This is a genomic window from Paractinoplanes rishiriensis (assembly GCF_016862375.1).
In the GTDB taxonomy this organism is placed as follows: domain Bacteria; phylum Actinomycetota; class Actinomycetes; order Mycobacteriales; family Micromonosporaceae; genus Actinoplanes; species Actinoplanes rishiriensis.
Genome location: NZ_BOMV01000057.1, coordinates 141,536 through 159,921, shown reverse-complemented (window position 1 = coordinate 159,921; position 18,386 = coordinate 141,536). Strand labels below are relative to the sequence as shown.

The following is an 18,386-nucleotide window of genomic DNA, read 5'->3' as shown; positions in this document are numbered from 1 at the left end:
CCGCCTGCGCGTCCTCAGCGGATCGACAGGTTGAGGGCCACCGCGATGTCCACCGCCTGATCGGCGGTGATGACGCACTGGCTCAGCTCGACCCGGCGCGGGTCGAACGCGGTCAGCACGCTGCCCCGCAGGTCGGCGCCGGTGAAGTCGGCGCCGTCCAGCACCGCGTTGGCGAGGTCCACCTCGGCGAAAACCGCGCCCTGGCACCGCGTTCCGGTGAGGTTCGCGCCCTGCATGCCGACCCGGCGGAACTCCACAGTGGTCAGGTCGGCGCCGGCCAGGCTGGTGGACCGCCAATCCCCGCCGGAGACCTCGGTGCCGCTGAACGAACACCGGTCGAAGACGCACTCCCAGAGCTGGCAGCCGGTGAGCACGGCGTCGAAGAAATTGCACCCGGTGAACCGGCAGCCGACGAACTTCACGTCGGTCAGCTCGGCGCAGTTGAACCGTACGTTCACAAATTCGCAGTCCCGGTAGAGAACTCCTTCGACACTCTCCTCGGTCAGGTCGGTGCCCGCGAACCGCTCGCCGTCATGCTCCATCCGGATCGACCTCCCGGACGGCGATGCCGAGCGCTCCCGCCAGCGCGTAGGAGAGGGCCAGCAGGTCGTCCGGGTGCACGACGGCGCCGGCCCAGCTGGTGATCCCGCCGATGCCAGCCAGCTCACAGGCGCGGAACCGGGTCCCGCCCATGGTCGCGTTGCTGAACTGCGCCCCGCTCAGGTCACACCGCAGAAAACTGGCCCCACGCAGGTCGGCGTCGGTGAAATCGGCTCCGGTCAGGACACAGTCCTCGAACGCCACCGCCTCGAACCGGGCCATCCGCCAGTTGGTCAGATCAACCTTGCACCCGCGGAACGCCACGTCGCTGACCAGCCCGCCGTGGAACGCCAGCCCGGTCATCCGCGAATCCCCGAGCGTCACCCGCTCCAGCACGCCGTCCTCGGCCCGCAGATTGGACAGATCCGAGGTGCGAACCACGCAGTCGCTGAACCGGACCTTGGCAAGATGCGCCCCGGCGAGCTGCACCCTGTCGAACTCGCACTCCCGGAACTCGACCCGCTCGGCCTCGATCCCGACCAGGTCGACGCCGTGGTAGGCGGCCTCCTCCACGGTCTGCTCATGCTCCAGCTCACGCTGGATGTCGGTGGCCGCGCGCAGCCCCGGCGGGAGGGCAGGCGGGCGAGGGGGCCCGGGTCTGGGCTTACGCGAGAGGCTCCGTCGAGTCGGCACCCCAGCACCTTACGGAACAACGGTTAGCATTCCCGCGATGCGACTTCGGCTGCGGCATGTCCGGGTGGATGACCACACCTACCTGTGGACCGCCCAGATCCGCTGCATCCAGGGCTCGGGCGACTGTCATCGCGGCATCCGGGTCCGGGTGTGGCGGGACGGCAAAACCAGCCGCGCGCTGCAGGCCGACCTGCTGTCGCTCGCCTGGCCGGCGCCGCTGGGTGCCTGCGCCACCGACGGTTCCTACCCCACCGCGGACGACGTCCGGCAACTCGTCGACTACGCGCTGGCGCACGGCTGGCTGCCGGCCGCGCGGGGCGGCACCCACGCCCTGTCCGAGACCGGCGACGCGGCTTTCCGGCTGCCCGGCTTTCTGCTCACCGACCGGCTGACCACCCCGTCGGCACCGGACCCGACCGAACGGGTCATCCGCGCATCCGGCGCCTAGCTCGTTTCCGGCGCGCCTTCGCCTGGCCAGATCGACTTTCGCCGCACGAATATCCCCAGCCTTTTCACTCCCCCGCTTAGCCGGCAAACGTCCTGGTGCTGGCGCCCGGTTAAGCAATCGCGATTTGTCCCGGGTGGGCTGTCGAAAGCCGGGTCGCCCGGGGCTGAATCTGACGTCCCCGGCATCCGCCCGATCGGTCATTGCGCCTCGGGCACGTCCAGATCCGCGTAGATGACCAGCGCCCGCTCCCGGTGATCGCCCGGATCGTCGAGTGTCCGGGCCAGCCCGTCGTGGGCCCGCGCCTCCTCGTGCCGGTCGCCGATCTCCTGGGCCAGTCGCAACGCCGCCGCATGTCGCTCGCTGGCCTCCCGCGGCCGGGCCAGGGCCGCCAGCGTCTCCCCCATCCCGTTCAGGGCCTGGATCTCCAGGCCACGGTCGCCGATCTCCCGCGCGATGGACAGCGCGAGCGACAGATCGTCGAGGCTCTCCGGGTGGGAGCCGACCAGCCGCCGGATCACGCCGCGGTCGCTGAGCGTCGCCGCCTCGTCGGCCCGTTCGCCGCTGGCGCGCTGGATCGCCAGGGCCCGGTCGCAGTGGTCCAGCGCCTCGCCGGGCCGGCCCAGGCTGGCCAGCACGTTGCCCAGGCTGGTCAGGGTGTGCGCCTCCCAGCTCGGGTCGCCGCTCTCGCGGTGCAGCACCAGCGCCCGGCTCAGGCTGTCCAGCGCCTCGTCGTAATCCCCCAGGCGCCACAGCGCGTTGCCCGCATTGTTGAGCGCGTGGGCCTCGCACAGCCGGTCGCCCGCCGCCCGGTAGATGTCCAGCGCCCGCCCGCAGATCTCCAGCACCGACCGGTAGCGGCCCTGCCGCTCGTGGATCACGCCGATGTTGTTCAGCGCGGTCGCCTCGGCCACCGGGTCGCCGGCCGCGCGGTGCATCTCCGCGGCCCGCTCGTAGTTGTCGATGGCGTCGTCGTAGCGGCCCAGGCTGTAGCAGGTGGCGCCGAGGGTCTCCAGGGTGCCGGCGTCCTGGTGGATCGGCAGCGCCCGCTGCAACAGGTCGTACGCCTCGTCGTACCGGCCCAGCCGCCAGCACGCCTTGGCCAGGTTGTGCAGCGCGGTGCCGCGGTCGGCGACCGAGCTTGCCGCGCCCAGGGCATGGCGGTGTACGGCCAGCGAGTCGACCAGGTGGGTGCCGGTGTCCAGATAGAGGCGCAGGGTCGCGGCCAGCCCGACGGCGTGCGCCGGCCAGCCCTCGGTGGCGGCGTGGGCGACCGCGGCGACCAGGTTGGCCCGTTCGGCGTCCAGCCAGGCGCGGGCGTCGGCGGGCGGTGGCACCTCGGAGACGGGACGCGGGCGCTGGTGGCGGGTCCGCGGAAAGAGGGTGTCCACCGCCGCACACGCCACCGCGAAGTAGTGGTCGAGCATCCGGCCGACCGCCGCATGCCGCGCGGCCGGGTCGTCGGTCTCCTGCGCGGCGGTGTGGGCGTGCTGCTGCAACAGGTCGTGCAAGCGGTAGCGGCCGGGCGCCGGCTCCTGCACCAGGTGCGCGTCGAGCAGGTCCTCCAGCAGGCGTTCGGCGCGTTCGACCGGCAGGCCCGCCGCGGCCGCGGCCAGGCAGGCGTCGAAGTCGGCGACCGGGGCCAGGCCCAGCAACCGGAACAGGCGCTGCTGCGGCTCGGTGAGCTGGGCGTAGGACAGGGCGAGCGAGGCCGCCACGCTGCGGTCGCCGACCGCGAGTTCGGTGAGCACCCGGCGGCGGTCGCGCAGGCGCCGGGCCAGGTGGCCGACCGTCCATGCCGGACGGGCGCGCAGCCGGGCGGCGGCGATCCGGATCGCCAGCGGCAGGCGGTCGCAGAGGGCCACCACCTCGGCCACGTCGCCGTCGGCGCCGATGCTGCGGTTGAGAATGATGCGGTTGAACAGCGCGGCCGCCTCGTCCGGCGGCAGCACGTCGAGCGAGACCACGTCGGTGCAGTCCAGGTCGGCGAGGCGGCGGCGGCTGGTGACCAGGGTGAGGCAACCGGCCGAGCCGGGCAGCAGCGGGCGCACCTGGGCGGCGCTGGCCGCGTTGTCGAGCACCAGCAGCAGCCGGCGGCCGGCCACCGCGGCGCGCCACCGGGCCGCCCGCTCGTCGAGGCCGGCCGGAATCGTCTCGCCGGGGGTGCCGAGGGCGCGCAGCAGCAGGTCGAGCGCGGCGGCCGGGTCGACCGGGGGCCGGCCCTCGCTGTGTGCGTGCAGATCGAGGAAGAGGCGGCCGTCGGGGTAGCGGCCGGCGAGCCGGTGTGCGACGTGAACGGCCAATGTGGACTTTCCGACGCCGGCCATGCCGTCGACGGCCAGCACGACGGCCGCCGTGGGCGGTGCGGCGCCGGGGGCGGCCAGCAGGCGGCGAAGTTGCGGCTCGCGGCCGGTGAAGTCGGCGACGTCGCCGGGCAGGTCGTTGCGGGTGCCCGCGGCCGGCGCCAGGGACGGGTCGCCGGTGAGGATGCGGTGGTGCATACGGGCCAGGCCGGCACCCGGTTCCACGCCCAGTTCCTCGATCAGCAGGGCGCGCGCGCTCGCGTACGTCTGCAGGGCCTCGGCCTGCCGGTCGGCCCGGTAGAGCGCCAGCATCAGCAGCGCCCACAGCCGTTCCTGCAGCGGAAAAGCCTGCACCAGCCGGGTCAGCTCGGCGATCGCGTCGGCGTGCCGGCCGGCGTCCAGGTCGACGGTGATCCGCAGTTCCAGGGCGGTCAGGTGGCGTTCGGTGAGGCGTTGCCGGGCCGCGTCGACGGCCGCGCCGGTGAGCCCGCCGAGCGGTTCGCCGCGCCACAGCGCGAGTGCCGCGGCGATCTCGGCGGCGGCGAGGGCCTGGTCGCCGCGCTCCCGGTGCTGGGTGGCCGAGGTCAAATGACGATCGAACGAGGTCAGGTCCAGCTGCGCGGGGTCGAGGCGCAACAGATAGCCGGCTTCGGTCGAGACCAGATCCCGGCCCAGGTCGAGCGATTGGCGCAGGCGGCTCGCGTACGTCTGCACCAAATGCGTGACGCTCGGCGGTGGCTGGTCGCCCCACACGGTCGCGACGATGCGGTCGACCGGGACCGGGCGACCCGCCTCGAGCAGCAGCACCGCCAGCACGGTCTGCTGCTTGGCGCCGCCCAGCGCGACCTCGGCATCGCCGCGCCACGCCCGCAACGGCCCGAGAAGTTCGAAGCGCAGCGAGTCGGCCACCGCGCGACCCTAGTGCATGAGCTGGCGGTATAGCGAACTGCGAGCGAAGTTCGCGCCGCCGGTTCTAGGTTGCGCGCGTGGAGATACCTACCTTCGTCTATGTCGTCGCACCGCTCGTGGTCCTGCTGTTCGTCGCGCAGATCGTGTTCAAGGCGCGGTCGGCGGCCCGCAGCGCGCGGGGCATGGCCCGCGCCTTCCGCAATGTGGTGGCGGTCAACCAGCAGCAGCCGACCACCGGCGACCTGGCCGCCGCGCTGGCGGTCGGCGCGCACATGTCGCTCAACCACGGCGTGTCCTGGAACGCGATCAAGGACGACGCGAACAGCGCGCAGAAGACCTACAACCTGCTCAAGAGCCAGTGGGACGTGAGCAGCGCCGGCGAGTTCCGGGAGTGCATCGAGGGCCTGCTCGACGACGAGACGGCCGACCCGGTGGCCGATTTCGTCCTGGCGGTACGCCGCGATCTCGGCACTCCGGACGTGGACACCTGGCGGCGGGCGGTCACCGACAGCGCCCGCGCCCAGGGCGTACCGGAGACCACAGTGGACGAGATGACCGCGACCATCGAGCGGGTGCTCAGCTACGAGGAGCGGTTCCGGGCGGACGGCCTGCTGACCGGCGACGCGGTGGTGCGCAGCCTGCTGGCGTACGACTGGGCCCGGGCCGTGAACATGGCCCGCTGGGGCCTGCAGGTCCGCTACATCAAGGAACCGCAGGCGCGGGAGTACGTGCTGCGGGCCGGCAAGCAGGCGTTCGGCCACTACGACTCATGGGCCGACCTGTCCGCCGGCTACGCGCTGGGCCGGGTGCTGCGCTTCGACAACGACGAGTTCGACGTCTGGTACTCGACCGTGCTGGAACCGCACCAGACGCTGTTCAGCGACCCGGCCAGCCCCTGGCTCAGGCTCCCCTGGCCGGCCCGGCCATGACCCACCGCCACGCGGTGCTGCTGGCCGTGGTGGGGGCGATCCTGCTCGGGTCGGCTTTGCGGGAGGCGTACAAGTGGTGGCGCCGGCGGCCGCCACCACCGGCGGTGGTCGCCCGGTACTCGGCGGGCGTGCCGCTGCCGGTGACCCTGTACGCGCCGGCGCTGGCGGTCGGCGCACTGGCTTCGGTACGGGCCGGCGAGGTGCTGGACACCGTGGCCTGCCGCCGCTCGCGCGGGGTGATCAGGCGCGAGCTGCGGCTGGCGGCCGAGCCGCACCGGCAGTCGGTGCTGGGCGAGGAGGACGTGTCGACCGCGATCGGCCGGTGCGTGAACGACCTCCTCGGCCCGGGTGCGGAAACCGTGGGGGGACAGCTGGCCCGGGTCGAGGAGGTGATCCGGCACCGCACCCGTGGCGGGCCGGAGCTCTGGCCGCACGCGATCGACGAGTGGGCGGCCCGGGCCGGACTGCCGGCGGAGACGGTCGCGATGCTGCACGACACCGCCGCGGCCGTCACCACCGCCGAGGAGGAGCTGCGCCGGATCGGCATCCTCGGCGAGAACGAGGTGGTGCCGACCCTGCTGGCCGTCCACTGGGGACCGGGTGTGCACCTCTGCCGGGGTGCGGTCCAGGCCGGCTGGCTGGACCGCACCCGCGGGCTGAACTACCTGCGCCGGACCGGTGAGCTGGCCCGGCGCTGGTATCCGTCGGCCGGCAGCATGCTCGCGGCCCAGCTGATGCCGGCGTTCCTGAGCGGCGACGCGAAGGCCGCCCGGTGGGCCCGGGCCGCCGCACCGCCGCTGCTCGCCGATCCGCGCAGCCCGCTGCTGACCCAGGAGCTCACCCGCCGACGCTCGCCGTGAAGATGTGCATGCTGGTCTGCGCGGCGGCCACCCCCCGGCTCACGTCCGGCAGGGTGAGGTAGCGGACTGTCTTGGCGGGGTCGAGCGGCACCGACGCGTAGTACAGGCTGACCTTGCGGTCGCGGCGGCCGGTCGCGGTGTTGTGATAGGCGAACGACGCCACGATCGAGCCGCCGGCCGCCGGGTTGTTGGCGTACCAGTCGGTGTAGGTCAGGGTGAACTCCTGCGTGCTGCCGTCGGTGTAGGTGACCGTCGCCGGACCGGACGCGGTGCCGCTCGTTCCCGTGCCGATCAGGCCGAGCTTGGTGCCGGAGCCGCCGATCACAACGGTCTGACCGCCGGCCACCACGTTGTCGGGCGGACCGGCCGGCCAGGTGAAGTCCAGGCCGTCGTGGCGGAAGGCCAGGCCCAGCGTCGAGGCCAGCGCCTGCGCCGAGTAGGAGTAGCCGCCGCCGTCCAGATTTCCGGCGGCGGGCTGCGCGTCGTCGCTGACTCCGGTGTTGCCGTACGCCTCGGCCAGCGAGGCGAACGGCACCGCGATGGTCCGGCCAGTCGCGACGGTCGCGCTTCCATTCCTGCTGGTGTACGCGGCCCGCCCGGTCACCTGATACGCGCCGGGCCGCTCCGCCGCGGTCAGCGTCCAGGACGCGTGCACGGTCTGCCCGGCGGCCACCGTGCCGAACGCGACCGGCCCGTCCGGGGTGGCCGTCCAGCCGTCCGGGACGTCCAGGCCGAGCGTCACCCCGGTCAGCGGGACCCGGCCCGGGTTGGGCAGGCTGACCCGGGCCGTGACCGTGCCACCGGCGGTGGTCAGGGCCGGCGCGTCCAGGGTGAACGGCTGCTTCACCACGATCGGCGCGGTGCCGGTGACGCCGCCGGCGGTGGCCGAGATGGTGGTGACGCCGCCGGCCACCGCGGTGATCCGGCCGGCCGGGCTGACCGTGGCGACCCGGGGATTGCTGCTGCGGTAGGTGATCCGGGCCCGGTCCGCGGGCGACTCGTCGTTGTGCACCGCCACGGGACGGATGTCCAGCCGGTCGCCCGGGGCGAGCTGCACCCGGTCCGGCTGCACGGTCACCGCCGCGACCCGCGGGGTGAGGCGTCCCCGGATCAGCACGTCGGCCGAGCCGGCCACGGTCGCCGCGTCCGGGCCGGCCAGGAACCGGTAGCGGCCGTTGTAGACCACCTGCTTGCGCTGCCGTTCGTCGTAGCGGGCCAGGTCGGCGGCCCGGATCGGGATCGCGATGGACTGCCGCTCGCCGGGCTGCAGCACCCGCGTCTTCTGGAAACCGGCCAGCCGCTTGGCCGGCTGGTCGACGCCCGGCACGGCCGGGGTGGTGGCGTACACCTGAGCGACCGTGGCGCCCGGCACGGTGCCGGTGTTCGTCACGTCGAGGTGCACGGTGAGCCGGCCGTCCGGGGTGGTGGCCGCGCGGTCGGCGCGGATGTTCGCGTACCGGAATGTGGTGTAACTCAGCCCGAAGCCGAAGGGATAGCTCGGCGTGCCGGTGAAGTACTGGTAGGTGCGGCCGAGGCCGCCGGTCTGCGCCGGGGTGAGTCCGTAGTTCTGGATGTCCGGCAGCTGCGTGTGGTCTTTGAACCAGGTGAAGCTCAGCCGGCCGCTCGGGTTGTGCTTGCCGAACAGCACGTCGGCGAGCGCGGTGCCCTGGCTCTGCCCGTTGTAGGCGCCGAACACCACGGCCGGGAACCGGTCGCGGACGTCCTCGATGGCCAGCGGTGCACTCGCCTGGATGGCCAGCACGCTGCGCGGGTTTCCGGCTGCGCCGACCTGGTCGAGCAGCGACCGGTAGTTGCCGGGCAGCGCCAGGGTGGCCAGGTCGGTGCCCTCGTCGGCGACGTTCAGGTCGGTGCCGGCGACCACCACGACCAGGTCGGCCGCGGGCAGGGCCGCCAGGGTCCCGGCCGAGCAGGCCGCCACCCCGGTCGCCGTGGTCGAGGTGCCGCAGGCGTCGAACGTGATCGTCGCCGACGGGTTGGCCGCGCGTACGGCCGCCGTGATGCCTTGCACCGCACTGACCTTGATGGTCGGATCGCCCGAGTAACCACCGAGGGTCACCTTGTCGGCGAGATCGCCGACCACCACGACGTGGTGGAGGCTGGCCGGATCGGCGGGCAGCACCGGCGTACCGGACACCGGTTTGTTCTGCAGCAGCACCAGCGAGTTGGCCGCCAGCTCCTCGGCGAGCCGCTGGTGCTCCGGGCTCTCGATGGCATCCTTCGTGATGGACGTGTAGCTCACCCGGTCGGCCGGGTCGAACTCGCCGGTGGCCATCCGGGTGGTGAAGACCCGGACCAGCGCGGCGTCAAGCACGCCCTCGGTGAGCACGCCGGCCGCGAGGGCCTCCTGGATGTTGGCCAGGGTGAATTCGTCGCCCCGGCAGTTGAGCTGGGTGCCGGCCCGCAACGCGTAGGCCTGCGCGCCGGCCGCGGCGGTGACCCGCTTGCCGGTGGCGGTCTCGGTCCAGACCGAGCCGTCGGTGGCCCAGCCCGGCGGCGCCCACTTGTGGCGGGTCGGCGCCCACACGTCGTAGATGGCACCGCAGTCCGATGTGGAGTAGCCGGTGAAGCCCCAGGTCTGCTCGGCCAGCCCGCGCACCAGTCCCGGATCGGTCGCGGCCGGCGTGCCGTTGACCCGGTTGTAGGACGTCATCAGGCCGGCCACCCGGGCGTCCCGGATCAGGCTGCGGAACTGCGGGGTGTAGTAGTTACGGATGTTCGCCTCGGTGGTGTCCGAGCTGCCGGTCTCGCGGGTGGCCTCGACGTTGTTGAGCGCGAAGTGCTTGGCCGTCGCCGCGGTTTTCAGGTACGGCGTCAGCGGCTCCCCGGTCCGGCTCTGCCCCTGATAGCCGTTCACATACGCCCCGGCGAGCCGCGACACCAGCAGCGGGTCCTCGCCGAAGCCCTCGTCGTTGCGCCCCCAGCGCGGGTCCCGGGCCATGTTCACCGTCGGAGCCCAATAGGTCAGGAGCCCGTACGCGTCGCGGTCCGGCCCGATGTTGTTCTGCCCCACTCCCCACAGCGCCTTGTCCAGCAGGCCGCGCGCCTCATCCGAGATCGCCGTGGTCTCCCGGTAGATCAGTTCCGGGTCCCAGGACATCGAGGTGGCCAGGTTGGTCGGGAAGCTGGTCGCGTGCACGCCGCCGCCGACGCTGCCCCGCCGGGCATTGCCGCCGAGCCGGTTGATGCCGTGCTGCCCCTCGTTCCAGTACGTGTACTGCTGCACGCCGAGACGCGCGATCGGCGGCGCCGTGTTGGTGCGCAACTGGCCCACCTTCTCGGCGAGCGTCATCCGGGACACCAGGTCGGCGGCCCGCTCGGCGAACGAGTAGCCGGTGTCCAGATAGGCGGGAACGGGTGGCTCGGCCGCGTGGGCGTGGACCGGCGTCGCGAGGCCGGTACCCACGGCCAGCGCGACGGCAAGAACTGCGCGCACCATCTCTCTCCTCTTCGCAGGGTTCGCGAGGAGGCTAGGTCGACACATGCAATTACGTCAATCCGTGAAACTAATCTCTCGCCGCAGCTCAGGTAATTTATTTCTGGCCTTGACTTAATCCGTTCACTTCGGCATGGTGACCGCGACGTCCATCGCCACGTCCCTGGCCGCCATCCTGGTGATCACAACGAGCGCCCAGCGGCCGGCGCGGGTGCGGACGCAGAACGTGGTGCCCTTCGTCGCCGTGTCCAGCGAGACGAAGCCGCCACCCGCGGTCGACTTTCCGCTGCACGCCGACAGGCCGGATCCGGCCGGGACGGAGACCACCGCGTTCATCTTCCGCGTGTCGGTGGTGTCCACTGGAACCTGCACGCCCTGCAGCCGGTTGTTTCCCGCGGTCTCGCTGGTCCGGTACAGGTCCCGGTCGGCATATCCGGCATCGCTGCCTTCCCAGCCATAATTGCCGAGATCTTCCAAGTCGTACGCGATGCCCGGTTCGACGGAAAGCGCAAACTTCCGAGTTTGCGCCGCCGGCCGCGTCGTGGGCCGCGTGGTCGGCTGCGCGGTGGGCTCCGGGTCGTCGACCGGCCGCAGGTTACCCGGTGGGACGGTGACCTCCGGTGGGGTCGTCGGCGCCGCCGGCTTCGTCGGCTCCGTCGGCTTCGCCGTCGCAACCGTTGTCGGGACGGTGGACGACGGCCCCGACGCGCTCGGCCCCGGCAGCGCCTGGTCGCGCTCCTTGGACCAGGTGTTGTAGAGCCCGTACAGGGCCACCACGATGGCCACGACACCGCCGATGGTCTGGACAACCAGCTGCACCGTCTTGAGGCGGCCGCGCTTGCGCTGCGGCGACGTCACAACGTCCGACACGTATGCATCTCCATCCATCGGCGGACCTGACAACTCCGACAGTGGAACGCGGCGTCAAGACCAATCGTTCAGTGTGGATCTCCGACAACTGCGCTCCACGCCAGCGATGCCGAGGGAACGATGTTGCGCGCCCCGCCGTCCTGCCGCCCTGCCGCCCCGCGCCGGGCATTTATCCGATAAAGGCGCGGTGTTTGGTCGGTCGCCGGACGGGGACTGGCGGGAGCCGCTCACGGCAGGAGGCCGGCCACCTCGCCCGCACAGCGCTGCCACCACTGCTTATTGACGTGGCTCGATGTCGTTGTTATGTTCGAAAACGTTTTCGGGCTGCGTGCGGTGGGGCACGTGGGCTGACCGGCGTGCACTGTTCAGGCAATGCAGCGGGCCACGCTCGCCGGAGTTTGGCATCCCCCGCCTTCCCGCTGCCTGGACCACCACGAGGAATCCCCCATGTCACGACGCCTCGTCCCGCTTCTGCTCGTGCCCCTGATCGCGGCGTTCGTCGCCTCCGGCATGGCCATCGCGCACGCTGCCACCAAGGACGACCCCGGGCCCAGCATCCTGGTCGTCAACGGGCGGCCGGCCACCGAGAACTACTCGTTCATGGTCTACGTCGCCGGATGCACCGGATCGCTGATCACGCCCACCTGGGCCGTCACCGCCAAGCACTGCCCGACGCCGCGCACCGTGCGGGTCGGCAGCACGAACCGCACCACCGGCGGCACCGTCGCGACCGTCACCAGCGCCGTCAACCACCCGAACATCGACGTCAAGCTGCTCCAGCTGGCTGCCGCCGTGCCGCACGCGCCGGCCATCATCCCGGACACCTCCGGCCCGGTGGGCACCCCCACCCGCATCATCGGCTGGGGACAGACCTGCCCCCAGCCCAACTGCGGCGGCGCCCCGGCGGTCGCGCACGAGATCGACACCTCGATCGTCGAGGACAACCGCTGCGGCGGCATCAACGGCCCGTTCGAGATCTGCACCAACAACAACGGCGGCACCGCGGGCGCCTGCTACGGCGACTCCGGCGGCCCGCAGGTGCGCCAGGTCAACGGCACCTGGCAGCTCATCGGCGTCACCAGCCGCGCCGGCAACAGCGACGCCACCTGCGCCACCGCCCCCTCGGTCTACGGCGACCTGCCGTCCATCCGCGCCTGGGTCAACCAGCAGGTCGGCGGCCTGCCCCTCAGCTAGTGGTCACGGCCGCCCCGGCCCCACCGCCGGGGCGGCCTGGCACCGCTGGTAGAACGGTCCGATGGATTGGCTCGAGGACACCCGGCGCTCGTACGACACCGTGGCGGTCAGTTACGCCGACATGTTGCGGGACGCGCTCGCCGGGGAACCTTTTCAGCGCGGCATCCTCGGACTCTTCGCCGAACTCGTGCGCGCCGCCGGTAACGGGCCGGTGGCCGACGTCGGGTGCGGGCCGGGCCGGATCACCTCCTTCTTGCGGGGCATCGGGCTGGACGCGTACGGCATAGATTTGTCGCCCGGCATGATCGATGTCGCCCGGAGTGACCACCCGGGGGTTTGCTTCGAGGTCGGCTCGATGACCAGCCTGGACGTCGCCGATGCGAGCCTGACCGGACTGCTCGCCTGGTTCTCGCTGATCCACGTGCCCGACGACGAGGTGCCCGCCGCGCTCGCCGAGTTCCACCGGGTGCTGCGGCCGGGCGGGGTCGTGCTGCTCGGCTTCCACCTCGGCGAAGACAGCCGGCTCAAGACCGAGGGCTACGGCGGCCACCCGATGAACGTCTACGTGCACCGCCGCCGGCCGGAACGGGTCGCCGGCTGGCTCGAGGCGGCCGGCTTCACCGTCGAGGGCGAACTCGTGCACCGCCCCGCGCCGGACGTAGCGGGCGCCTTCCTCTTCGCGAAGACGCCGAACCGCTGATCACGGACGCACGAAGACGCCGATCCGCTGCGCCGGCCGGAAACCGTTCCGCTCGTAGAACGCCGCCGCCCCGCTGTCCCGCGCGGTCAGCAGGTACCACTGCCGCACCCCGGGCAGCCGCGCGGCCAGCCCGTCGAGCAGCGCCGTGCCCAGCCCTTCGCGCCGGCGCCCCGGCCGGACACACATCTCGCGCAGGCAGAAATGATCCTCCGCACCCACCCGCTCCAGGTTGCCGAGTGCGAACCCCAGCAATTCACCATCAAAAATACTGACGCCGTACGCCCGCGGGGTAGCGAGCAGATCGGCCAGGCGCTGGACGGCGTCCGGGACCGACCACGACTCGTTCCACGGCGGCGCGCTGAACGTCTCCGCATACAGCGCGGCGCACCCGGCCAGGTCGCTGTCACCCAGGTCGCTGATCATCCCTGCTCCCATACTTAGCCCTTGCGCTAACTATCCCGGACGCCAATACTTAGCCGCATGGCACAGTATTCGGCTCAGCTCGACGACGTGTTCGTCGCCCTCGCCGATCCGACCCGGCGGGGCGTCATCCGGCGCCTCGGGCAGGGTCCGACCAGCGTCGGTGAGCTCGCCCGCGAGTTTCCGATGACGCTGCCGTCGTTCATGAAACACGTCCGGACGCTCGAGGCCAGCGGCCTGATCCGCACCGCCAAGTCCGGCCGGGTCCGCACCTGCGTCCTCAACCGCGAGCGCCTGGCCCTGGTCGACGACTGGCTGGCCGAGCAGCGCCAGGTCTGGACCGGCCGCACCGATCGCCTCGAATCCTTCGTCACCGCTGAGGAGAACCCATCGTGAACCCCGACCTCGACCTGCTCCTGGAGCGGGTCATCCGCGCTCCCCGTTCCGCGGTCTGGAACGCCTGGACCGACCCGGCCCGGTTCGCGAAGTGGTGGCTGCCGGCGCCCACCCTCTGCCGCGTCGAACGGCTGGAGGTGCGGCCCGGCGGCGCCCTGGTGACCCGGCTCAGCGACGACGGCGTGGAGTTCCACCCGCACGTCGACGCGACCTTCCTGGTGGTCGAGGAGCTGGAACGGATCGTGTTCACCAACGCGATCGACAGCTCCTGGCGGCCGGCCGTCCCGGCGCCGGTGCCGATGACCGCCGAGGTCACCCTGGCCGACCACCCGGACGGCGGAACCGACTACCGGATCGTGGTGCGGCACGGCGACCCGGCTGCGCGCGAGAAGCACGCCGAACTCGGTTTCGCCGACGGCTGGGGCCTGGTCACCGGTCAGCTGGCTGAGGTAGCCGCGGGGGTGGCCGTGCGCTGAGGGCCACAACATCTTCCACCACGCGGCGGGACGATTCCGGGCGCGCACGGCCCGGTGAGCGGCTCCGCGGCGAGTGCCGTCGCCCAGGCCGCGTCCAGGCCCTCCGGATCGGTGACCCGCAGGCCGCGCAGCCCGAGCAGGCCGGCGAACTCCGCGTACGGCACCTCCGGCAGCCGCTGGGAGACGGCGAAACGCCGGCTCGCCCTCCACCTCCCGCTGCTCCCAGCTGACCTCGCTGAGGTCGCGGTTGTTGAGCACGCAGATCACGAACCGGGGATCGGCCCAGCCCCGCCACCGGCCGGCGACGTGACCAGCTCGGCCAGGCCGGTCATCTGCATCGCGCCGTCGCCGGTCAGCACGACCACCGGGCACCATCGCAGCCCTCTATCGGTCGTTTCGGGACGACTACCCGCTGTCGCGCCGGGTATTACCGCGAGCCGCGTGGCAGAATGGGTTGGCCGGCCGCAGCCTCGACACCCCCGGGCATGCGACCGCGACCAGCTCATCGAGGCTTCCCATGGATCCGGCAAAACTGTCCGATTTCTTCCCCTTGCTCGAGGCCAGCATCATCGTCACCGAGCGGTCGTCCACGTCCGTAACCGTGGAGTTCCGCGGAGAGCTCGACACGGACAACATGGCTGAGGTCGAGTCCGTTCTGTCTGGTTTGCTGCCGGAAAAAGGCGATGTGTTCGCTGACCTTGCCGGGGTGACCTTCCTGGGGTCCTCCGGCATCCGGGCACTCGTTCAGGTCTACAACGAGTGCGAGACACGCGGCGTCCGGTTCCACGTCCGTAATCCCGCACCGATGTCCCGCCGGGTCCTGGAGATCTCCGGCCTGACCGAGGCGTTCGACGTGCCCCCCGGGCCGCCCGCGCCCGAGCCGCGCCTGGTCGACGTGCTCTTCCGCGCCCGCACCTAGCTGTCCAGTTCGCCGGTCCGGGCGAGGTGCTCGGCGACGTCCCGCAGCTTGGTGTTGGTGCTGCGGCTGATCTGCACGAGCAGCGCGAACGCCTGGTCGCCGGTGAGCTTGAACCGCTCCATCAGGATGCCCTTGGCCTGGCCGATCACATCCCGGGTGGTCAGCGCCTGACCCATCCGCTCATGCCGCTGTGCGCCGGCCAGCACCACGCCGGCGTGCAGCGCGAACAGTTCGCCCACCGACCGGGCGTCGTCGCCGAACGCGTGCCGGCGGGCGGCATAGAGGTTGAGCGCGCCCAGGGTGTCGTCCGCCGCGAACAGCTGGAACGACAGCATGCTCAGCACGTCGCTGCCGGCCAGGCGCGCGATGAACTGCGGCCACCGGGTCTCCCGGTCGCGGTCCGGCATGCTCACGACGGCCTCGTCGAACAGCGCGGTCAGGCACGGGCCCTGCCCGGTCTCGTACTGCGCCAGGTCGACGGCCACGGCCCGCGGATCGGTGGCGGCCCGGGTGGTCACCGTTCGGCGTTCTTCGATGTAGGAGACGCCCGCGAACTCGGCGCCCGGTATCGCGTCCAGGGCGGCCGCGACGAGGGCGTCCAGGCTGTCGCCGACCCCGGAGTCGAGCCGAACCGACCGGCTCAGCTCACGCAGGGAGGCCGTCAGGTCCATGCCCGGCAGCCTATCGAGATCGCGGTACGACGTTTCGGTTGCCGTCCACCGGGGATGCGCGCCGCATGGCAGTCGTGGTGGCCGGGGCTTCCGCCGGCGGGGTGGCGGCGCTGACCGCGTTCGTCGGGGGGTTGCCGGTGGACCTGCCGGCGGCCGTGCTGGTGGTCATGCACCTGCCCGAGGGCGGTCAGAGCGAGCTCGCCCAGATCCTGGACCGGTCCGGCCCGCTGGCGGCGGCGACCGCTCGGGACGGGGAACCGATCCGGTCCGGCCGGGTCTACGTCGCCGCGAACAACCGGCACCTGCTGGTCAAACGCGATCATGTGCTGCTGAGCCGGGCGCCGAAGCAGAACCGGGCCCGGCCCTCGATCGACTCGCTGTTCCGCAGTGCGGCCCGGTGGTACGGATCCCACGTGGTCGGTGTGGTGCTGTCCGGCTCTCTCGACGACGGAGCCTCGGGGCTGGCCGCCATCGCCTCGCTCGGCGGCGCGGCGGTCGTCCAGGAACCGCGGGAAGCCTCGGTGTCCGGCATGCCGCGGTCCGCGCTCGCGGTCGTACCGCAGGCCGTGGTGTCCCCCGCCGCACGGATCGGCGCCGTGGTGACGGCGCTGCTCGAGCGACGGGCGGAGGCGCCCGGTGAACCGCCGGGTTTCGATCTGATTCGGGAGACTGAGATGCTGGAGACGCCCAGATCAAGCGGCCACGGCCCGGTGCCCGGCGAGCCGGTCGCGCTGAGTTGCCCGGACTGCAGCGGCGGTCTGTCGGCCATCCAGACCGGCCCGGCGACGCACTACCTCTGCCATGTCGGCCATTCCTGGTCGCCGCGGGCGCTCGCGGCGGCCCAGCAGGAGAAGGTCGAACAGGCGATCTGGATGGCGATCAGCATGCTGGAGGAGCCGGCCGCGGTCTTCCGCCGGCTCGCCGAACGAGCCGTCGGGCCGGACGGCGCGCTGACCGTCCGGCATCAACTGGCCGCGGCCGACGAGGCGATGCGCGCGGCGGGCGTCATCCGTAAGAACTTCCCGGAGCTGCTGCCGGATGCCGGAGCGGGGACCGCCTGACCCACCACTCCCGGCCGAGCCGGACGATCAGGACCAGGTCGACCAGGTCGCCGCCGTAGTACATGAACTGCGCGGCCTGGAGCGAGACGTCCTCCGGCGCGGCCATCGGCGGGTGGGCGTACAGATGTTTGGCCAGGATGCCGTGCGCGGTCAGGAAGGCGAACAGCACCGCGGCCCGGACCGGCAGCGCCGGCCGGTGCGGCATCGGGTCGGGACCGGCGATCGACGCGGTGAACAGGCACCCGGCGGCGAAGACGTGGATCTGCACCAGGGCGTGCAGCCACGGGCGGTCCGCGGTGTGGCCGAAGAGGCCGGTCGCGTACCAGAGCCACAAACCACCCGCGTTCAGGACGGCGGCGGTCACCGGATGCGTCAGCACCCGCACCGGGCGGGTGCGCAGCAGCCGCACGAGGCGCCGGGCCGCGCCGACCGGCAGGATCCGCAGCGCCAGCGTCACCGGGGCGGCCAGCACCAGGAGCAGCGGCGCGACCATGCCGAGCAGCAGGTGGCCGAGCATGTGCGCGCGCAGGTCGTGGTGGTCCAGGACGGCGCCGCCGGCCAGCGCCACCAGGCCGGCGCACCAGGAAACCTCCCGCCAGTAGTCCCAGGAGCCGCCCCGCCTGCGTACTACCTTTGCGGCGGTCAGATAAAAGATCATCTCGTACGCACGAGCAGCGCCACCCCGGCGACCAGGAGCAGGACCGCCACAATGTTCCAGGTCCAGTCGTACGGGGTGACGTCCACGTCGTACCGGATCTGGTGCAGGCGCATGAGCTTGTGCTGGACCGTGCCGTCGTAGAGCTGGAAGGCACCGGCCCCGGCGAGCAGACCGCCCCACCACGGGCCGCGCCGGAATGCCTGCCGCCGCCGCAGATCGGCGAACAGGAACAGCGCCGCCACGGTGGCGAAGAAGCCGGCGGCGTGGAAAATGCCGTCGGAGACCAGCCCCATCGCCGGCGTCGACCGGTCGTAGAAGTGGTGCCAGTGCAGCAACTGATGGAACACGGTCTCGTCGACGAAGGCGGCTATCCCCAGTCCGAGCAGGACGCCGGACAGCACATTGCGGCCGCGCACGGATGCCATGCGGGGACGTGTCCCCGGCGCCGGCCGTCCGAAACGGTCCGTTTACCCACCGCCGGTCCGGGAAGCCTCCGGTCATGCGAGCGAGCGTGACCTTCATCGGCAACGCCACCGCCGTGCTGCGGCTGGGCGGTTTCACGCTGCTCACCGACCCGGCGTTCGGGGCCGGCAGGCAACCGGGTCCACCTGGGCTACGGCGCCCGGACCCAGTGCCACGAGTGGACCCGGGACCGGGAGCGGCTGCGGGTCACCGCGGTACCCGGCCGGCACGGTCCGGGCCTGGTCGACACGCTGCTGCCGGACGTCATGGGTTCGGTGCTGGAGCTCGCGGTGGACGGCCGGAACGCGCTGATCCGGCCCCGGCTCACGGTGCCGGTGCCGGTGCACTACGACGACTACCAGGTGATGAACTCGCCGCTGAGCGCCTTATCTCACGCGCGCCCGCGACCAGGGTCTGACCGGCATC

18 protein-coding genes are annotated in these 18,386 nt (G+C 72.0%); 9 read left to right on the top strand and 9 right to left on the bottom strand.

Annotated elements, in window-relative coordinates:
* Window positions 1–14: 14 nt before the first annotated feature.
* A complete protein-coding gene (locus tag Ari01nite_RS25245) occupies window positions 15–542 on the bottom strand; it encodes a pentapeptide repeat-containing protein (protein ID WP_203784636.1) in 528 nt (175 codons plus the stop codon).
* Window positions 532–1,233, bottom strand: a complete 702-nt coding sequence (locus tag Ari01nite_RS25240; RefSeq protein ID WP_203784635.1) for a pentapeptide repeat-containing protein — start codon at window positions 1,231–1,233, stop codon at window positions 532–534. Before Ari01nite_RS25240 ends, Ari01nite_RS25245 begins: the two co-directional genes overlap by 11 nt.
* A gap of 37 nt (window positions 1,234–1,270) precedes the next feature.
* Here Ari01nite_RS25240 and Ari01nite_RS25235 point away from each other — a divergent pair, with 37 nt between their 5' ends.
* Window positions 1,271–1,681, top strand: coding sequence for an integrase (locus Ari01nite_RS25235; protein WP_203784634.1), 411 nt, complete (start codon window positions 1,271–1,273; stop codon window positions 1,679–1,681).
* A gap of 197 nt (window positions 1,682–1,878) precedes the next feature.
* Here Ari01nite_RS25235 and Ari01nite_RS25230 read toward each other — a convergent pair whose 3' ends face one another.
* Window positions 1,879–4,890, bottom strand: a complete 3,012-nt coding sequence (locus tag Ari01nite_RS25230; protein ID WP_203784633.1) for an AfsR/SARP family transcriptional regulator — start codon at window positions 4,888–4,890, stop codon at window positions 1,879–1,881.
* 77 nt (window positions 4,891–4,967) lie between these two features.
* Between Ari01nite_RS25230 and Ari01nite_RS25225 the strand changes: the two genes are divergently transcribed.
* Together Ari01nite_RS25225 and Ari01nite_RS25220 are read left to right on the top strand one after the other, a co-directional pair.
* Entirely contained in the window at window positions 4,968–5,819 is an 852-nt protein-coding gene (locus Ari01nite_RS25225; protein WP_203784632.1) for a DUF1266 domain-containing protein, read from the top strand.
* Complete coding sequence (locus tag Ari01nite_RS25220) at window positions 5,816–6,679, top strand: DUF1266 domain-containing protein (RefSeq protein ID WP_203784631.1); 864 nt, start codon at window positions 5,816–5,818, stop codon at window positions 6,677–6,679. Before Ari01nite_RS25225 ends, Ari01nite_RS25220 begins: the two co-directional genes overlap by 4 nt.
* On the opposite strand, the gene Ari01nite_RS25215 is transcribed toward Ari01nite_RS25220, so the two are convergent.
* Entirely contained in the window at window positions 6,657–10,133 is a 3,477-nt protein-coding gene (locus Ari01nite_RS25215; RefSeq protein WP_239163006.1) for a glycoside hydrolase family 3 C-terminal domain-containing protein, read from the bottom strand. The genes Ari01nite_RS25220 and Ari01nite_RS25215 overlap by 23 nt on opposite strands.
* Window positions 10,134–10,256: 123 nt before the next feature.
* Window positions 10,257–11,003: a hypothetical protein gene (locus tag Ari01nite_RS25210; RefSeq protein WP_203784629.1), complete on the bottom strand. Its 747-nt coding sequence runs from the start codon at window positions 11,001–11,003 to the stop codon at window positions 10,257–10,259.
* Between the two features lie 510 nt (window positions 11,004–11,513).
* Between Ari01nite_RS25210 and Ari01nite_RS25205 the strand changes: the two genes are divergently transcribed.
* Together Ari01nite_RS25205 and Ari01nite_RS25200 are read left to right on the top strand one after the other, a co-directional pair.
* Complete coding sequence (locus tag Ari01nite_RS25205) at window positions 11,514–12,197, top strand: S1 family peptidase (protein ID WP_239163029.1); 684 nt, start codon at window positions 11,514–11,516, stop codon at window positions 12,195–12,197.
* Between the two features lie 61 nt (window positions 12,198–12,258).
* The gene (locus Ari01nite_RS25200; protein WP_203784627.1) at window positions 12,259–12,897 is read left to right on the top strand and encodes a class I SAM-dependent methyltransferase; all 639 of its coding nucleotides are present in this window, start codon (window positions 12,259–12,261) and stop codon (window positions 12,895–12,897) included.
* Here Ari01nite_RS25200 and Ari01nite_RS25195 read toward each other — a convergent pair whose 3' ends face one another.
* A complete protein-coding gene (locus Ari01nite_RS25195; RefSeq protein WP_203784626.1) occupies window positions 12,898–13,320 on the bottom strand; it encodes a GNAT family N-acetyltransferase in 423 nt (140 codons plus the stop codon).
* A gap of 57 nt (window positions 13,321–13,377) precedes the next feature.
* Between Ari01nite_RS25195 and Ari01nite_RS25190 the strand changes: the two genes are divergently transcribed.
* The 3 genes from Ari01nite_RS25190 (at window position 13,378) to Ari01nite_RS25175 (ending at window position 15,108) form a co-directional block, all read left to right on the top strand.
* A complete protein-coding gene (locus Ari01nite_RS25190; RefSeq protein ID WP_203784625.1) occupies window positions 13,378–13,713 on the top strand; it encodes an ArsR/SmtB family transcription factor in 336 nt (111 codons plus the stop codon).
* Window positions 13,710–14,189, top strand: coding sequence for an SRPBCC domain-containing protein (locus tag Ari01nite_RS25185; protein WP_203784624.1), 480 nt, complete (start codon window positions 13,710–13,712; stop codon window positions 14,187–14,189). The genes Ari01nite_RS25190 and Ari01nite_RS25185 overlap by 4 nt, the downstream gene beginning before the upstream one ends.
* 454 nt (window positions 14,190–14,643) lie before the next feature.
* The gene (locus Ari01nite_RS25175; protein ID WP_239163005.1) at window positions 14,644–15,108 is read left to right on the top strand and encodes an STAS domain-containing protein; all 465 of its coding nucleotides are present in this window, start codon (window positions 14,644–14,646) and stop codon (window positions 15,106–15,108) included.
* On the opposite strand, the gene Ari01nite_RS25170 is transcribed toward Ari01nite_RS25175, so the two are convergent.
* Window positions 15,105–15,779, bottom strand: coding sequence for a GAF and ANTAR domain-containing protein (locus Ari01nite_RS25170; RefSeq protein WP_203784622.1), 675 nt, complete (start codon window positions 15,777–15,779; stop codon window positions 15,105–15,107). The two genes, Ari01nite_RS25175 and Ari01nite_RS25170, sit on opposite strands and share 4 nt — an antisense overlap.
* A gap of 65 nt (window positions 15,780–15,844) precedes the next feature.
* Between Ari01nite_RS25170 and Ari01nite_RS25165 the strand changes: the two genes are divergently transcribed.
* Window positions 15,845–16,840 carry a chemotaxis protein CheB gene (locus Ari01nite_RS25165; RefSeq protein WP_203784621.1) on the top strand — a complete coding sequence of 332 codons (996 nt, stop codon included), beginning with the start codon at window positions 15,845–15,847 and terminating at the stop codon, window positions 16,838–16,840.
* Here the strand turns inward: Ari01nite_RS25165 and Ari01nite_RS25160 are convergent.
* Both Ari01nite_RS25160 and Ari01nite_RS25155 read right to left on the bottom strand, forming a co-directional pair.
* Window positions 16,785–17,498: a cytochrome c oxidase assembly protein gene (locus Ari01nite_RS25160; protein WP_203784620.1), complete on the bottom strand. Its 714-nt coding sequence runs from the start codon at window positions 17,496–17,498 to the stop codon at window positions 16,785–16,787. The two genes, Ari01nite_RS25165 and Ari01nite_RS25160, sit on opposite strands and share 56 nt — an antisense overlap.
* On the bottom strand, window positions 17,495–17,923 hold the full coding sequence (locus Ari01nite_RS25155) for a DUF2243 domain-containing protein (RefSeq protein ID WP_203784619.1): 429 nt from the start codon (window positions 17,921–17,923) through the stop codon (window positions 17,495–17,497). Before Ari01nite_RS25155 ends, Ari01nite_RS25160 begins: the two co-directional genes overlap by 4 nt.
* Window positions 17,924–18,386 lie beyond the last annotated feature (463 nt).

Excerpts from the sequence above, each read along its gene's own strand:
- Ari01nite_RS25200 (WP_203784627.1), top strand. The coding sequence starts at position 12,259 with ATGGATTGGCTCGAGGACACCCGGCGCTCGTACGACACCGTGGCGGTC.
- Ari01nite_RS25195 (WP_203784626.1), bottom strand. The coding sequence starts at position 13,320 with ATGATCAGCGACCTGGGTGACAGCGACCTGGCCGGGTGCGCCGCGCTG.
- Ari01nite_RS25170 (WP_203784622.1), bottom strand. The coding sequence starts at position 15,779 with ATGGACCTGACGGCCTCCCTGCGTGAGCTGAGCCGGTCGGTTCGGCTC.
- Ari01nite_RS25235 (WP_203784634.1), top strand. The coding sequence starts at position 1,271 with ATGCGACTTCGGCTGCGGCATGTCCGGGTGGATGACCACACCTACCTG.
- Ari01nite_RS25245 (WP_203784636.1), bottom strand. The coding sequence starts at position 542 with ATGGAGCATGACGGCGAGCGGTTCGCGGGCACCGACCTGACCGAGGAG.
- Ari01nite_RS25220 (WP_203784631.1), top strand. The coding sequence starts at position 5,816 with ATGACCCACCGCCACGCGGTGCTGCTGGCCGTGGTGGGGGCGATCCTG.
- Ari01nite_RS25205 (WP_239163029.1), top strand. The coding sequence starts at position 11,514 with ATGGCCATCGCGCACGCTGCCACCAAGGACGACCCCGGGCCCAGCATC.
- Ari01nite_RS25165 (WP_203784621.1), top strand. The coding sequence starts at position 15,845 with ATGGCAGTCGTGGTGGCCGGGGCTTCCGCCGGCGGGGTGGCGGCGCTG.
- Ari01nite_RS25160 (WP_203784620.1), bottom strand. The coding sequence starts at position 17,498 with ATGATCTTTTATCTGACCGCCGCAAAGGTAGTACGCAGGCGGGGCGGC.
- Ari01nite_RS25155 (WP_203784619.1), bottom strand. The coding sequence starts at position 17,923 with ATGGCATCCGTGCGCGGCCGCAATGTGCTGTCCGGCGTCCTGCTCGGA.
- Ari01nite_RS25190 (WP_203784625.1), top strand. The coding sequence starts at position 13,378 with ATGGCACAGTATTCGGCTCAGCTCGACGACGTGTTCGTCGCCCTCGCC.